This window comes from Alteromonas sp. BL110 (genome assembly GCF_003443615.1).
Classification (GTDB): Bacteria; Pseudomonadota; Gammaproteobacteria; order Enterobacterales; family Alteromonadaceae; genus Alteromonas.
The window spans coordinates 4286757-4302681 of record NZ_CP031967.1; the positions used below are offsets into that span (position 1 = coordinate 4286757).

12 protein-coding genes are annotated in these 15925 nt (G+C 45.1%); 3 read left to right on the forward strand and 9 right to left on the reverse strand.

What is annotated here, in order from left to right; all coding sequences use genetic code 11:
* The 3 genes from D1814_RS18680 to D1814_RS18690 are packed head-to-tail and all read right to left on the reverse strand — an operon-like array spanning position 1 to position 5384.
* Complete coding sequence (locus D1814_RS18680) at positions 1–846, reverse strand: DUF547 domain-containing protein (RefSeq protein ID WP_118495149.1); 846 nt, start codon at positions 844–846, stop codon at positions 1–3.
* 29 nt (positions 847–875) lie between these two features.
* Positions 876–3029 (reverse strand): FAD-dependent oxidoreductase, encoded by a 2154-nt coding sequence (locus tag D1814_RS18685; protein ID WP_118495150.1) that lies wholly within the window; start codon positions 3027–3029, stop codon positions 876–878.
* A 15-nt stretch (positions 3030–3044) separates the two neighbouring features.
* The gene (locus D1814_RS18690) at positions 3045–5384 is read right to left on the reverse strand and encodes a TonB-dependent receptor (RefSeq protein ID WP_118495151.1); all 2340 of its coding nucleotides are present in this window, start codon (positions 5382–5384) and stop codon (positions 3045–3047) included.
* 167 nt (positions 5385–5551) lie between these two features.
* On the opposite strand from D1814_RS18690, the gene D1814_RS18695 reads away from it, so the two are divergent.
* Entirely contained in the window at positions 5552–5962 is a 411-nt protein-coding gene (locus D1814_RS18695) for a hypothetical protein (RefSeq protein WP_118495152.1), read from the forward strand.
* 85 nt (positions 5963–6047) lie between these two features.
* On the opposite strand, the gene D1814_RS18700 is transcribed toward D1814_RS18695, so the two are convergent.
* Positions 6048–6512, reverse strand: coding sequence for an EVE domain-containing protein (locus D1814_RS18700; protein WP_025255036.1), 465 nt, complete (start codon positions 6510–6512; stop codon positions 6048–6050).
* A 252-nt stretch (positions 6513–6764) separates the two neighbouring features.
* On the opposite strand from D1814_RS18700, the gene D1814_RS18705 reads away from it, so the two are divergent.
* Positions 6765–9119, forward strand: coding sequence for a YgiQ family radical SAM protein (locus D1814_RS18705; RefSeq protein WP_118495153.1), 2355 nt, complete (start codon positions 6765–6767; stop codon positions 9117–9119).
* A gap of 124 nt (positions 9120–9243) precedes the next feature.
* Here D1814_RS18705 and D1814_RS18710 read toward each other — a convergent pair whose 3' ends face one another.
* The 3 genes from D1814_RS18710 to D1814_RS18720 form a co-directional block, all read right to left on the reverse strand.
* The gene (locus D1814_RS18710; RefSeq protein ID WP_232368928.1) at positions 9244–9660 is read right to left on the reverse strand and encodes a hypothetical protein; all 417 of its coding nucleotides are present in this window, start codon (positions 9658–9660) and stop codon (positions 9244–9246) included.
* Positions 9660–11321 (reverse strand): S41 family peptidase, encoded by a 1662-nt coding sequence (locus tag D1814_RS18715; protein WP_118495154.1) that lies wholly within the window; start codon positions 11319–11321, stop codon positions 9660–9662. The genes D1814_RS18710 and D1814_RS18715 overlap by 1 nt, the downstream gene beginning before the upstream one ends.
* Positions 11322–11536: 215 nt before the next feature.
* Positions 11537–12667, reverse strand: coding sequence for a strictosidine synthase family protein (locus D1814_RS18720; protein WP_118495155.1), 1131 nt, complete (start codon positions 12665–12667; stop codon positions 11537–11539).
* 130 nt (positions 12668–12797) lie between these two features.
* Between D1814_RS18720 and D1814_RS18725 the strand changes: the two genes are divergently transcribed.
* Entirely contained in the window at positions 12798–13469 is a 672-nt protein-coding gene (locus D1814_RS18725) for a demethoxyubiquinone hydroxylase family protein (protein ID WP_232368929.1), read from the forward strand.
* Between the two features lie 326 nt (positions 13470–13795).
* Here the strand turns inward: D1814_RS18725 and D1814_RS18735 are convergent, their stop codons facing one another.
* Both D1814_RS18735 and D1814_RS18740 read right to left on the reverse strand, forming a co-directional pair.
* Positions 13796–15280 (reverse strand): PepSY-associated TM helix domain-containing protein, encoded by a 1485-nt coding sequence (locus D1814_RS18735; protein ID WP_118495157.1) that lies wholly within the window; start codon positions 15278–15280, stop codon positions 13796–13798.
* 10 nt (positions 15281–15290) lie between these two features.
* Positions 15291–15827, reverse strand: coding sequence for a hypothetical protein (locus D1814_RS18740; protein WP_118495158.1), 537 nt, complete (start codon positions 15825–15827; stop codon positions 15291–15293).
* Between the last annotated feature and the right edge of the window lie 98 nt (positions 15828–15925).

Sequence of the window (15925 nt, forward strand, 5' to 3'; positions counted from 1 at the left end):
TTACCGCGCAGCATTAAGCGCCCAGTCATAATTTAGAAATTCAATATCAGCGGTATTATTTTTTAACGCAGAAACTTGTGCATCAGTTAATTGCATTGCGTCTTTATACAGCAAGATAAACTCGGTGAGCGTTGATGTGCCGCGCCATTCGCCATCTTTACGTTCAAAATCTTCACTATACCAATCAAATATTTTTGATAAGTATAGTGTGTCATCGCTCATTTTGTTGCGAGAGGCGTCAGCCAAAAATCGTTTAGTTTGTGCCTCTAATTGAGAATCTAGTTTGTCTCCCGTGTATGCTTCTTCACGAAGCGCCGGGCAGCCCACGCTGGCGCAATTTACTGCGAAATGAATGCGAGGCTCATTATAGGTTTTTGTGGTTTGGTTTGTACCGCGAATAAGTTCGTGTTCAATTTCATCTAACGTGCGAGTTTCACCAAGTAACGGGGCTATCTCTTTTTTCCAAGGCGAGGAAAAGAAACTGCCTAAATCTCGAATGGAGTCAATATCTGGGTACTCAGTTAAAATAAGCTCGATGGTATAGGCGTTGTAAGCATTAATAAGAAAAGCGAGTTGTTTATCCTTATTCCATGAATTGAATGTACTTTGCTCAACCTTAGATATGCGCGCGAGATATTCGTTAAGCGTAGTCTGTTCTTTTTTAAAGCCATCGTAATTAACCTGTGTACTTGCGCCGTTGGAAATTGGCGTCACATACTTACTTAATAAATTATCGAGCGTGCTATGCAGGCCTTCTTCAGCGCTTGCATAGAAACTTACGCTTGCAGCAAACAGCGCTATGCTGCCTGCTGCAATACCACGTGAAAACAGGGCGATTGTACGCATGAAAGTCGTTTGAGTAGTTTTCACCTCTATTACCCTCTTCGCCACGTGTGGAATTTCTCGACAAAGCTTAAAAGTTTTTCCGGAGCATTAGCGCGCTTCCAGTTACCCGCTGCGTATTTCGCACTTTCAGCCCACGTAGGATAAGCGTGAATAGTGCCAAGAATTTTGTTAAGACCTAAATCGTGTTTCATGGCAATAACAAACTCAGCCAGCAAATCACCAGCATGTTCAGAGACAATGGTTACACCCAATATTTTATCTTTCCCCGGCGGCGTGAGCACCTTTATGAAACCCTTACGCGCACTCTCGGCCACGGCACGATCGAGTTCGGCAAATTCGTAGCGCGTTACTTCTACAGCAATTTCTTGTTCTGCGGCATCCCGCTCATTTAAACCAACCCTAGCAACTTCTGGGTCAATAAATGTTGTCCATGGAATAACGCGATAGTCTACTTTGAATTTCTTAAACGTACCGAAAAGTGCATTTACCGCCGCATACCACGCTTGGTGAGCGGCTACGTGTGTAAACTGATAAGGGCCTACCACATCACCTGCAGCAAAAATGTTTGGCATCAGGGTTTGCAAGTATTCATCGGTTTCTATGGTTCTATCGAACTGAATACCCAAATCTTCCAGACCAAAACCATGTAAACGAGCCTTTCGACCAACAGCCACAATCACTTCGTCATAGGCGATAGTTGATTCAACACCTTCTTTAGCGACAACCAGTACTTTCTCACCGTCTTTTATTTCAAAGCGCAGTGCATCGTGAGATGTCAGAACATTCACGCCGCTTTCACGAAGTACAGATTCAGAAAATTCAGCTACATCAGCGTCTTCACGACCCATAAGCCGCGGTGCGCGCTCTACTTGGGTGACATCGGTGCCAAGGCGAGAAAACGCCTGCGCCAATTCACAGCCAATAGGCCCACCACCCAACACGATTAAACGCTTTGGCGCTTCTTCAAGGTCAGCAAATTTAGACCATAAGGTGTCAGAGGTGACATAACCGCTCTGTTCGATACCAGGTAGCTCCGGGACAAAGGGCGCGGCACCTGTGGCAACAACAATGTTCTTAGTGGTTAGCGTTTGCGTGCCGCCATCCTTCTTTTTAATCTCTACTGTCCAAGGGTCGATGATCTTTGCGTAGCCTTTCACTACATCCACACCTAAACTGGTGTAACGCTCTACACTATCGTTAGGCGCTATGGCCGCAATTACTTCGTGAACACGGGCCATCACTTTTTTAAACGACATGGCAGGTGTTATTGGCTCTAAACCATAGTTATCGGCATGGCGCATTTGATTGGCCACTTTAGCCGTTTTTATTATGGCTTTACTGGGTACGCAGCCATAGTTAAGACAGTCGCCCCCCATTTCACCAGCTTCTACCAGCGTTACCTTTGCTTTTACTGCGGCAGCGATATAGCTGGTAACTAACCCACCTGCACCAGCACCGATCACCACTAAGTTACGGTCAAATTTCTTCGGCTTATTGTAGCCTTTGTAGACGCGACGGCGATTTACTATTGCCACAATGCCTTTGGCTATCCATGGGAATATACCTAGTAGAACAAATGAAAAGATAAGCCCAGGCGATACAATGCCAGACAAGCTGTCAATTTGCGCCAGCTGCGTACCTGCGTTTACATACACTGCAGTACCGGCAAGCATGCCTACTTGGCTTACCCAGTAAAACGTCCAGGTTTTAAGTGAAGTAAGCCCCATTAATAGGTTGATTAAAAAGAAGGGAAACACTGGCACTAAACGCAGCGTAAACAAGTAGAACGCACCTTGCTTTTCCACACCTTCGTCAATTTTCTTAAGCTTTTCTTTAAACTTGTTACGGACGGTATCACGCAATATAAAGCGAGATACTAAAAACGCTAATGTCGCGCCTACGCTTGACGCGAAAGACACAATAATTAAACCCTGCACTAGGCCAAACAAGGCTCCTGCGGCTAAGGTTAAAATTGCTGCACCGGGTAGCGACAATGCAGTAACCGCCACATAGATAGCGAAAAACACACCGATACTCAGTACCGGATTATCAGCTATTTGGCTTTGAAAAGTGTCCAGTGACCCTTTCATCCCTTCTAGCGTTAAATAGCTGTTCAAATCAAAGTAGAAAAAACTAAATATAGCGGCGGCGATAACCCCTAAAAGCGCTATTTTTTTAAACATAAAAATCCTTAGCGCTTAAAACGCGTATTGTAGTGTAACTTGAGCGTGACGTGGTACGTTAGGCATTGCCAGTGTAGCGCCAAAAAAGCCCCCTTCAAAAAGCGGCTGCCAATTTTCTTCATCAGTAACGTTGATAACATCTAGGCGTACGCGCAAATCATCGCTAACTTGGTAATCGGCATTTAAGTCGATACTGTACTGATCGCGAATATGCACGGTTTGTAAAAAGTCTAACGGGAATGACTTAGTGTACAGCGCACTCGCACCAAGCTGAACATCATCAGTAACCTGCCACCCAGCATTAATTGAAGCTATTTGCGGCGGAATACCCTGCACTCGGCTGTTTGATGCAGGGAACGCGGCAAACGACGGCGAACCCACACCCGTGCCCTCAATAATATCTGGACGACTGTTATCAAACGCGTCTATGACCTGAGCGGTTTCTTGAAACGCTGCAGAGTCATCGAAGCGAGCGTCTAAATAACTATAGGCAGCATTGACCCATACGTCGTCGCCTTGATAAAACATTTGCAACTCAAAACCTTTAGTTTTAACGCCGCTGTTGCTGCCATCGCGATTACGTAAGCTACGGGTTTGCTCAAACACTGCTGCTTCAGCATACCATTTACTGCTTGGCGCGTATTTTACCCCTGCTTCATATAGGGTATTTTCGGTAGCAAAATTAAGCGGGTTAATTTCATTATTACCGCCCAATACTGTGCCCCCCGCCATGCTGTTTGACGTGGCATCGTTTTCGGAAAACGCAGCATATAAGTTGATGTCGCCGGTGAGTTTGTATACCGCGCTTAACTGATAGCTGCTTAACGTATCGCTATACGAATCTGAAGCTGCTTCAACGCCGACCGGCGATAAAGGGTCGCGGGCTTCAACATCGTAATAATCTACTCTAACGCCAGCAATGGTTGAGAACTTGTCTGTCCATGTAGAGCGCTGCTGTAGTGCCAACCCAGTTTGCCACGATGTGGAATCAGTGGTGTCTGACAGATTAAAATCGCCGCTTCCATCGCCGTCCAAATCATACTGAGCACCTGGTGATACGAATACCCCCGGACGCAGTTCGACTAAACGCGCTTTTTGCGCGTCGGTAAGCGGGATAACGCGGTTCGAAATTGGCCCGGTTAAATCAATCGGATTATCGGCCTCAGTGGTAAATTGGCTATAACCAAGCACGTCGTTGTAACGAAGTGCGAGCCCTACCGTTGTAGTTTGGCTATTGCTCCATTGATAATCTAGCTCGGTGCGGTTTTCAAACGTGTCAGCGCCGTCAATTATCTCTACAAAGCTGTTTTGCGCAATTTCCTCACGTTCAAGATATTGGTAGTACGTAATGTTGCGAAGCGCCACGTTATCAGCCACTTTGTATTCTACATTGCTTCGAATAACTGTGGTTTCGGCACCATTGATGTCATCAGGGTTAGTAAATACGCGATTGCGAGGAATAACAACTTCACCGGTAGGTGAAATAATGGCTCCAGCCCCCGGAACTGTGCTGCCATTTGGCTGAGTGCCTTGCCCAGTAATATAAATACCGTTGTCGATAAGGTTTTGAGTTGGCCGGTTTATCCCCGCGTTATCTGGATAATCGGTATCGTAATATTCAGCGCTAATATCCCAAGTCAGCTCTTCGCTAGGCGCATAGCGATAGGCAACAAATAAGTTTGTACTCTCTCGTTCGGCAAAGTCATAGAAGCTGCCATGGTCTAGGTATTCAGCACTGAAGCGAATACCGCTTTTCCCTTCTTCTATCGCTGTGCCGTAGTCTACTTGGGCTGAATACTGATCCCAGCGCCCTGCGCGAAGGGTAACTTTACCGCTACTTTGACTAGTAGGCGCGACCTTGGTTTGAAGGTTAACAAAGCCACCATTACGCTGCGTGCTACCAAACAGTACAGGTGATGGCCCTTTTACCACGTCGATTTGCTCAACGCTGTTAAATGATAGCGGCAATCCAAAACCGTTGTTACCGGCCTGACGACGCACGCCGTCTTGAAAAAGTTCACCTAACTGACCGCGAATACTTGGCAAGCTGGGTGTACCGAAGCCACTTGAAGCGTAGGCATTAGGTGCTGCCTTTACGATATCGTGCAAATCATTAATGTTAAGCGCTTCTATCGCTTCTGCCGACAGTGACGTTACCGCACGAGGGGTTTCTGCTGCGCTTAAACCGCTACCAAATATACCTTTTAGCGTATTATCGCCAGGGTTTAGCGTGTCTAAATTCTGTTGATTGCCTGTTACTTCTACTACTTCAATATCTGATACTTGCTGGGCAGCTAACGACTGACTGATGGCGAGCGCTAGTGTGCTAACGGCTAGGCCGATTATTCTTTTCATTAAAGATTCCGTATTTTTATTTATTATTCGACTAGACCGATACGTGTCACAAAAAATTTCAGTACATTTAATTTTCGAAGAAATATTAAAAAACACAAAATTAAATGAAATTTTTATTTTGAACGGTCGTTCTAGTATGCTTGCACTATTATACTTTTGGAGCATGTATGCAAAACAAAACAGATATTCAAAAGCGACTTGAGTGGTCGTTACTTTCTCTTCGCGTAACTATTTTTATCGTTATGTTTGTTTGGACCTTAGATAAGTTTGTCAATCCAGCTCACGGCATGGCAATTTTCGAAAAATTCTACGGCATAGGCGGCGTACCTGAAATGGCCGTCTATATCATGGGCGCGTTACAGCTAGCGTTGGTTTTAGCGTTTTTAGCGGGGCTTGCGAAAAAATACACCTATGGCCTTATCTTTATTCTTCACGGCGGGTCTACTCTTTCATCTTTCCCGCAATATCTAGACGCCTTTAATCACCTACTGTTTTTTGCCGCATGGCCTATGTGGGGCGCGTGTTTCGCACTTTTCCTATTGCGCGACGCCGACACCAAATTTGCATTTGGTAAGTAGTAAACATTTTTAGGGCAACTGCACTTTACCCTCTTAGCCAGTTGCCGTTACCTTGATTTACTTCAAAGCGTTGAAACAGGGGTTCTCAGCCTTTGGCAGCATCATACAGTTGCTGCCATTCGCCCTCTTGTACCGGCATTATTGATAACCTTCCGCCTTTCTTGACTAAAGGTAGTTCAGTAATACCTTCCATACTTTTAATTACAGAAAGTGGAAGGACGCTGGGAAACTTTTCTACAAACTTCACATCGACACGATACCAACGAGGGTTTTCTTCGCTAGATTTAGGATCATAGTATTTTGACTCAGGGTTAAACTGTGTGGTGTCTGGGTACCCGTCTTTCACCACTTCTGCAACGCCTGCAATACCGACCAGTTTGCAGCTGGAGTGATAAATAAACACCTTATCGCCCAGCTTTACGCCATCACGTAAAAAGTTACGGGCTTGGTAGTTTCTTACGCCATCCCATGGCTCAGTTTGGTCAGGTCTACTCGCTAAGTCGTCTATTGAAAATGCATCAGGTTCTGTTTTAAATAGCCAATACGCCATGTTTTTATTCATTCTCTTAATCTTTGAACACTTACTGAAGCGTATGTAAATAAACATACGCTGTACGTGCTCTTTTAATACCAATCCGCATAGATAATTCAGCTTTTTAACAAACACCAGTATACAAAGCACTTTTATTTAATGACAGTGCTATACCTTAGCTTGGCTAAGACTGCTATAATTACGCACTTAATCTGAGCTTACTCCTATTATGAGTTCAGCAATTCCCTGATTTATCTAGATGTGATTACTATGCAAGCCACCATTAAGGCCGACCGCGGTCTGTTTTCCTACCCTAAATATTGGCCACACTGCTTGGGTACTGCGCCTTTTCTTCCTATGTCAAAAGAGGAAATGGATGCCCTAGGCTGGGACAGTTGTGACGTTATTTTGGTAACCGGCGATGCGTATGTCGATCACCCTAGTTTCGGCATGGCTGTGATTGGTCGCGTACTTGAAGCCCATGGTTTTCGGGTTGGCATTATTTCTCAGCCAGACTGGAAGAGTAAAGACGACTTTATGAAGTTGGGTAAGCCCAACCTGTATTTTGGCGTAACAGCCGGAAACATGGACTCTATGATCAACCGCTATACGTCTGACAAAAAGCTTCGTCACGATGACGCCTATACGCCAGGCAATGTAGGCGGTAAGCGTCCTGACCGGGCCGTAACAGTATATGCACAGCGCTGTCGCGAAGCCTTTAAAGGTGTACCTGTGATTGCGGGGGGTATTGAAGCCAGCTTGCGTCGTATTGCGCACTACGATTACTGGAGCGAGAAAGTACGCCGCTCAGTACTGTTCGACTCTAAAGCAGACATGCTATTTTTCGGTAACGCCGAGCGCCCCCTTGTTGAAGTAACCCACCGCTTAGCGGCAGGTGAAGACATTGCCGATTTGCGCGACATTCGCGGTACCGCGATAATCGTCAAAGAAGCCTTGCCCGAATGGCAAGGCGTTGACTCTACCTCCCTAGACAGACCCGGCAAGATAGACCCCATTTCAAGCCCCTATCAAATGGAGCCCGAGTGCGACTCGCAGGATAAAGACGCTAAAAGCAGTGAAGCGCCCGAAGCCGCGCCTATTGTTATTCAGCCTGCGCAGAAAGAAAAAGAAAAGCGTAAGCCTTGGGAGAACGTGTACGTTAAGCTACCTGCGTACGAAACGGTAAAAGACAACAAGGTGTTATACGCCCATACATCGCGTATTTTACACCAAGAGACCAATCCAGGTTGCGCACGTGCACTTATGCAGCGTCACGGCGACAGACACATCTGGATTAACCCACCCGCTATGCCTCTTGAAACTGAAGAGATGGATGCGGTGTTTGATCTTCCATATCAGCGTGTCCCTCACCCTGTCTATGGCGATGCAAAAATCCCTGCATACGACATGATCCGCTTCAGTATCAATATTATGCGCGGTTGCTATGGCGGATGCACATTCTGCTCTATTACTGAACACGAAGGCCGTATCATTCAAAGTCGATCTGAAGATTCGATTATTCGTGAAATTGAACAAATACGCGACACCGTTCCTGGCTTTACTGGCGTAATTTCAGACTTAGGCGGTCCGACAGCAAACATGTATCGCCTGCGATGCAAGAGCCCGAAGGCAGAAGCTACTTGTCGTCGCCCTTCTTGTGTGTACCCAAGCATATGTGCACATATGGATACCGACCATAAGCCAACAATCGACTTATACCGCCGTGCTCGCGAATTGCCTGGAATTAAAAAGATTTTGATCGCTTCTGGCGTGCGTTATGACTTAGCGGTAGAAGACCCAGAATACGTGAAAGAACTAGCGCTTCACCACGTAGGCGGCTATTTGAAGATAGCACCAGAACACACGGAAGACGGCCCGCTTTCAAAAATGATGAAGCCAGGTATGGGCAGCTACTACCGTTTTAAAGAGCTATTTGATAAATACTCACAGGAAGCGGGTAAAAAGCAGTACCTTATTCCTTACTTTATTGCATCGCACCCGGGTACTACAGACGAAGACATGTTAAGCCTTGCGATATGGCTTAAAGAAAACAAATTTAAACTCGATCAGGTACAAAACTTCTATCCGTCGCCAATGGCAACGGCCACCACCATGTACCACACCGAAGTGAATTCCCTTCGTAAAGTAACCAAAGACAGTGAAGACGTCCCTTCTGCTAAAGGCGAGATTCACCGCAGGCTGCATAAGGCGATGCTGCGTTATCACGACCCGAAGAACTTTGCGCAAATTCGTGAAGCGCTTAAGCGTATGGGGCGCGAAGATTTAATTGGCCGCGGTCCTCAGCACCTTGTTCCACCAGAGACGGCTGACGAAAAACGCCAGAAAGCACAAAAAGGACGTCGTGGTGAACGTGCACTTACTAAGCATACTGGGCTTCCGCCTACATTTCAGGGTAAAAACGGTAAAGGCAAAAGCCGTGACGGTAGCACGGTAAATAAAAACCGTCGTAATACAAACGGTAATAAACAAGGTAACCCTAACAGGCAAGAGCAAGCCAACGGTAACACCGACAATCGAAATTCTGGCAAGGCTTCTAAGGCGAATAATGGCAGCAGCAACAAACGTAGCCGCTCCCAAAAACAGCCAAGCATGCACAAACGTTAAGAAAGAGAACGCTAAAAATAAAAATGCCCGATGCTTTTAAACATCGGGCATTTTTTGCAGATTTTTAGCAATAGCACTGCGCTACTGCTAAAAATAACTATGTACCCAATCTATACGCTTATTTTCAGACGTGATTTGTATAGCACTTCACATTTTCAAGTTTAGCAAGCTCACCTGTTTGATCATTTCGTAGCAGACACTGCTCGCCATCACTTAATAGCGTAAAGCTGTACACAGGGTTATCATGCCTCCCCTGAACGGGTAAACCTCTGCTATCTACCTTCGCTTTCCGTTCAATAGTGATGCTTGAGGCTTTGCTAAACACATTATCAGCGACACTAATGGGTACACCGCCAAACCAGTTACTGATGGTATTTTCAATAGTTTGCTTTTGGCTTGCACTAGTGCCGTTAGTAATTGCTTTATGCAACGCAACCTCCTTGGTTGCAGCACAACCAATTGCCGATGAAAGCGCTATAGCGAGGGCTGCAGCTGGCAGCCCTTTGCCTTTACCTTTATTTGTAACGAACAGAGCCATCATTACTGCTCCTTGATAACAGGCTGATTAATCTTGTTATGTAAAACAAAGTTCTCTCTGCGCGTTTCGGGTGTGTCGATAGGAATAAGCTTTTCACCCACTAGCGCGCTTTGATTACTGCGCAGTGCATTTACATCAGCCGTGCCAGTACCCGACACCACTTCAGGGCATGCGCCGGTAGCTGCAAATTCTAGTGCTGCAGACAACATACCTTCATTCGGGTCACCTAAACTTGCGGTAAAGTCATCTTCGACTTCACATCCAGGCAGTTCAAAATCAAAGTTCGGCGTACTGGTTGGCATAAAGCCATCGGCATAATCACCAAAGCCTTTATTGTTCACCCCTTGGAACTGAATAGTGAAGTAAGTTTCACCACAGTTGTCTGTTGGATAGAAACCATAAGGCTTACCGCACGTTGTAGAGCCAATTTGTACCACCTCTACATCTATGCCGCGAAGGGCGTTCATTACCGCTTCGCTTGCTGAACAGGTTGCATCAGTTGAAATTACGTAAACACGATTCAGCGAAAGGCTCGGCAGTAAGGTGTCGGTAAGTAAGCCAGCGTTATAATCAATAACGTTCCTATAAAACGGTGTTGGGCTGATAGTTTGGCCCGTGATAGGGTTCGTCGTCGGGTTTTTATCGTTAAACTGCAACGTTTCAAACGTGGCGTTATTCGTTTGATTTGGGCCCGCTACCATATAAGAAAGCTGTGAAGCTAACGCTAAACGTCCCCCACCGTTATAACGTAGGTCCATAACTAACTCAGTTACATTCTGTTCGACAAAGGTATCAAACGCTTCGATTAGTCCTTCCTGCGCAGTAACAATAAAGGTATTGAACTGGAAATAGCCTGTTTTACCGTTTTCAGTATCTAGTACCTTAACGTTTTGTACTGGCGTCACGCTAACATCAGCAGAAGTTATGTCTACAGACATAGTCGTGCCGTCAATCAGTTCAAACTCAAAGCTCGTAGTAATTCCTGCGTTATCAGGAAACAAGCCACCGTTTAACGCGTTAACGCCTTGTTGGGTATTATCGTTAACAAAATCAACGCCGTTAATACTCACTACCTTAGCACCTCGCGGCACGTCCGCTAACGCAGCAGGTGAACCAGGCTCTGTGTACCGTACCATTAGCTCTCTTGGTACCGTGTTTGAACCAAATTCCCAGCTAAAACCAAATCCCGACGATATGCCAGATTGAGATAGCTCATTGTATTCTGCCGTGTCTTGTGAAAAATGAAAATTGTCTTTTGGCGTGCCACTTGGTGTTAATTCATTGGTTTTTAGTTGGTCAAAGTACGCCAATACTGAAAAGTTTTCCGGGTCGTTGTCGTCCACTTCGTCGTACCACAAGTAAGTATCGTTAGTCCAAGAGCGCAGCCAGAGCTTTTCATCCATTGCGGTCCCTTGGGTATCTGGATAAGCACTTCCTGTAAAAGGGTCGATACCACTTCTTGGCGTTTCACACTTGGCGATGAATTCAGATTGTGGCTCATAGACACCGGCTTCCCACTCGGGTTCTGACGTAACAGGCGTTGTTGGTGTAGTAGGCGTCGTTGCTACCGGCGTGTTACTGGATGAACCGCCACCTCCCCCACATCCTGTGAGAAGTGAAATTGCCACTGCAAATGCAACTGAAGTATACGTATACGCTTTCATGATTAATTACAGACCCTTTATTAACGGCCGCCGAAATTGATAATTCGTCAGCGTTTATGCTCTCAATAACAATACTATGTTCTACGTTAGCATAGTTTATAGCGGTATAGCTTTGTAAGAATAACTAGGTAACAAAAGTTTAAACATTGATTAAATGTAACTAAATTTTATCTATTTCTACGTTCCAGTCGTATTACCACCACTATCTTTCGTCACTAGTTATTGCCACTGTTAGCATCAACATCCATATCAGTCACGTCAGTTGTTGAGTGTTTTTTACTAAGAGGAACAACACCCACGGCAGGAGCAATTAAACTACTAATAAACAAACCATGCTCGGTCTCTATGGCGCCCGTTACAAAAGGATAAGCACCGCTTGGGTCTTGAAAAGATTGTTGCACTTCTCCACTTTCACTTATCCTTAAAAGATGCCCGTACGCTTGACCTTGTGGTCGCAGGAACTGTGGTAAACGTTGAATCATTTTGCGAACAAAAGGTTTGTCTGATAGCTCATCAACTGGGGCTGAACGGGGTGAAGCAAGACCTAGATAATACCCGCCACTGACAGCCCGACTGATATTGTCAGGAAAACCGGGTAAGTTATCTATCACCACGTCTACTTGGCCTTGCTTTGGCCCAATTAGCCAATAGCGCAATACACGATATTTACCGGTTTCGTTTACCAATACTGAATTCTGATCATGGCTTATTGCAACGCCATTGGCAAAAACTAAACCGTCCATCAATACCTTGCTCGAAGCCGTTGATGGGTCGTACTCAATTAGCCTGCCATTTCCTTTGTGCTCTAAAATTTCTAGCATGCTTGCCGAAAGCGTTCCACCGTGATCTTTTGCCGCAAACTTAGTTGTCGCATCGGAAAAATAAACCTTTCCATTTTTGGCAATATCAACATCATCGGCGTATACCACGGCCGTATTCGCTACTTGATCGACCAACGTTTTCAATTCGCCTTTCGCATTTGCAATTAACAACCCTAAATGCGCATCGGCAATAAGTAAATTTCCTTCGTTATCATATTCAAGACCAAGGGGGCGTCCGTTGGTATTAATCCATGGCGTAAATGACGTTTGCCCCTTTTTCATCAACAACACTGCGCCAGAATGGGTTGCTGTGGCGATGGTTCCGTCTTTATTTACCGCAAAATCTTCTGGCCCTTCATCCCCTTCTAAATCGATATGCGAAAGCTTTGACAACAGCTGATTTTCTGTAAACGCTTTTGTAAACCCTTTATTGTCGGGTGCTTGCCAACTAACTGGGTCGATAGGTACCGGCCATAATAATAAATAGGCAAAAGCTAAAATAAGTGAACCCCAAAGCATTTTCATTCTCGCACTCCTTTTGGCAACGAGCTTATGCTCTTATTTAACATAGCAAGCGAAGTCGACTTACTCTGCTTTCATTTTTAAATAGAACACTATTCATCACAGCTTTTAGCCTTTTACACAGGCAGGCTTGATGCCCTTAAAACTTAGCGTATTACAAATACGTAAGATGGCATCCATATACGCATTTCGGGCGTTATCTAGTAAAACGCTGTTGGAGTACGTTATGCCGTTTTATGCAAGGTCACTTGGGGTTAGGTATATTAAGCAAGTAGATAGAGAGCTACGCGCAAGTCATGCTGGCGAATCAGGTGCCGTTTGGATATACCGAGGAGCATTAGCTGCTGAATTTATTTTTAGCCTGTTTCGCATTAACAAAAGCAGAAACGACACAACACGCTTTATAAGAGAACACCTTAAAACAGAGCGGGAACACCTTGCTATTTTTGAGTGTGAAATGCCGCTGTTTAGAGGCAGTTTTATATTACCACTATGGATAGCCGCAGGCTTTATAACTGGCTTTGTACCGCGCCTTTTTGGTCAGAACTGGTTTTTCTATACCATTTATTGTGTAGAAGAATTTGTTGATTTGCATTATGACGAGCAGTGTAAAAACATGACAGCATTGTCTATTCCACCATCGAACGTGATAGAGCGATTTAAGCACTGTCAGGAAGACGAGCAGCATCATAGAGACGAAGCGTTAGCATTGATGACACAACCACCATCTTTATCAATGAGGTTATGGGGGCGAGCATTGGAAAAAGGTTCTTCGTTTGCCGTTGCTATCGCCAAATTGATTTAGGTTAATACTAGATGCTCTGGGAATGACCTGAGGCAATAAGAAGAATACCCCCACGGGTAAAATTAGGACAAAACGTTGGCAGCATGGGAAAGAAAAACAGGCTAAAACCACCAAAGCCATGTGACAATTGCGGTGTAGAAGCTGACACGCAATTTCGTGTTCGGCAAAGTGAGGGAGACGACTGGCGTATAGTGTGTAAAGCGTGCCAAACGCTTGCGAAAAATAGTAATGGCTACATGTATGGTGGGACGTGGAAAAGAGAAAAACGTAATTAAGATGAATACATCGAGGGGCGATTTACCGCCCCTGAATCGTGATTTAAAGGATTATGCGTTAACACTGCTGCTTTGAGTGTCTCTACTTATCGCGCTAGGGCTAAGGTCATTATTATGAACGCAGGCCCTCTTAGCTCGTTTTATTAACACATTCGCACGATATAAACTCCATGCCACATACACCCCCATCGGGATATTTAGTTGAAGTGATGCAACAGAAAATGCAGCACCTTGGTGTACAGCGACATAAGTGATTAATAGTACCAATACACTCAACCCAGATATCATCAGCCATAATGGCTTTGTCAGAGACTTAACCGCCACGGTCACAGCCGTATTGACCAGCATTAAGCACCAGAACACAGCGATAAGGGAACCTGCGAAAAACATATCAACTGCAGCGGTTAACGCCAATGCGCTAACACTGCCCCAAACTACGGCGTACCAAAGTCTACTTGCTAAAGGTGGGTGAGCTTTTTTAGACAGCCAAATTTCCATACCAGAAACACACAGCATGGTTAGCATCACACCCAGCACGAAAAAAAACCACTTGCTGGTTAAGCCAGCAAAGTCACCAAAATGCAGTCGATACATAGACCAGAATAGCTGCTTACCCCACTCTCCATCTTCGTATCCAGCATCGCCGATATAATTTCCCGCCGTATCAAAACGATAGCCTTCAGCGTATATCATTCTATTCGGGGCTTTCGCATAAATCTCAATAAACTGCTCAGGCTCACCGACTTCGTGCACCGTTAAAAATATTGGTGACTTTTCAGGCGCAAGGGTCTTCATCTGAGCAAACGCCTTACCTATAGCTGGCTTACCTTCTTGGGGAGCGATGACCGGATCCGGGGTAAAGATTTGGTTTATTACAGCATCCCTGTCGCCGCCGTAATTTACTGTTGCAACCAATACTAAAATAATACCGGCTAAACCAAAGTAAGTCCCCGTTATGCCAATTACTAAATGAAATGGCGCAGCCCAAAGACCAAAGCGGTTGTGCAAATCAATTTGCGCTTGCTGGCCATTGCCGCCCCGTCGAAGTTTAAAGGCGTCCCTCGAGATTCGTTTATGAGCAATAATCCCCGTAATAACCAAGGTGCAAATAATCGCACCTAAAGCACTGACTAAAATCATTCCCCAACTATGCGGCAGGTTTAAATATAAATGCAGATCCACCAACATCTGGGTGAACGATACGCTTTCTTCTTCTATTAAATTTCCTTCGCTATCAGCAAAATACGCTACATGATCGTTTTCAACTACTAGCCTGGGAATATCGGATGTGGGAAATACAACAAAAAGGTGGTGAGACTCTTCCGTGTGCTTAGCTAGAAAACTATCCATAGCTTTTTCAATGGCCTGTGGAGATACATTCTCCATCTCTTCAATATGAGGTTGTTCCCATCTTTCGAATTCTAAGTGAAATACAGCGATGGTCCCTGAAAGACATACAAGGAAAAGCAGTACACTTAAGAAGACGCCAACCCAAGTATGTGCATTTAATGCATTTTGTTTTGTAACTTTATCCATCGATATTCACCTACATGGGTAAGAAAACAAGTAACGGCACACAAGTCACAGACAAGGCTGCGTAGGCACCGATAACTTTAAATTTATGAGCGGTGGCAAGGTAGTGATAAACAATAAGCCCCCACAGGATTGGCAGCAGAACGGTTCCAGTCGCCAACTGGCCTGCAATTGAGAACGGAAGTAGCGCACACATACCCAGCGTTATCAGGACGCTAACGACCAATAGCACCACCAGCACTACGAAATAGTTTGCTGCATTTACAAAAACAGTATGTCGTGCGAAGTCAAACCCCCTAGGCTCGGGTACGTTTTTGGGCTTTGGCAAAAATGCTTGGTTTAACGCAATGAATGGCCAGACTAGAATCGCGGGCATACACAAGGTATATAACACGCCAAACTCCCAACCCTGTGCTATAGACCAGCACACTGCTGATACTAGCCATATGATTAAGCCTAAATAAAGGTAGGTTGACGCTTGATCGCGCCAACTTTTATAGATAGCCCCTAAGGCTACAAATGTTACCCCACCTGCTGCAACTGAAAGCATGATGATTCCTTAAAACGAATAAACAAGCGAAGGGCTTCCTGCACTACTTGTGGCAATAGAACAGGAATAGTCGCTATTTCTGTCTAATTTAACAAAAA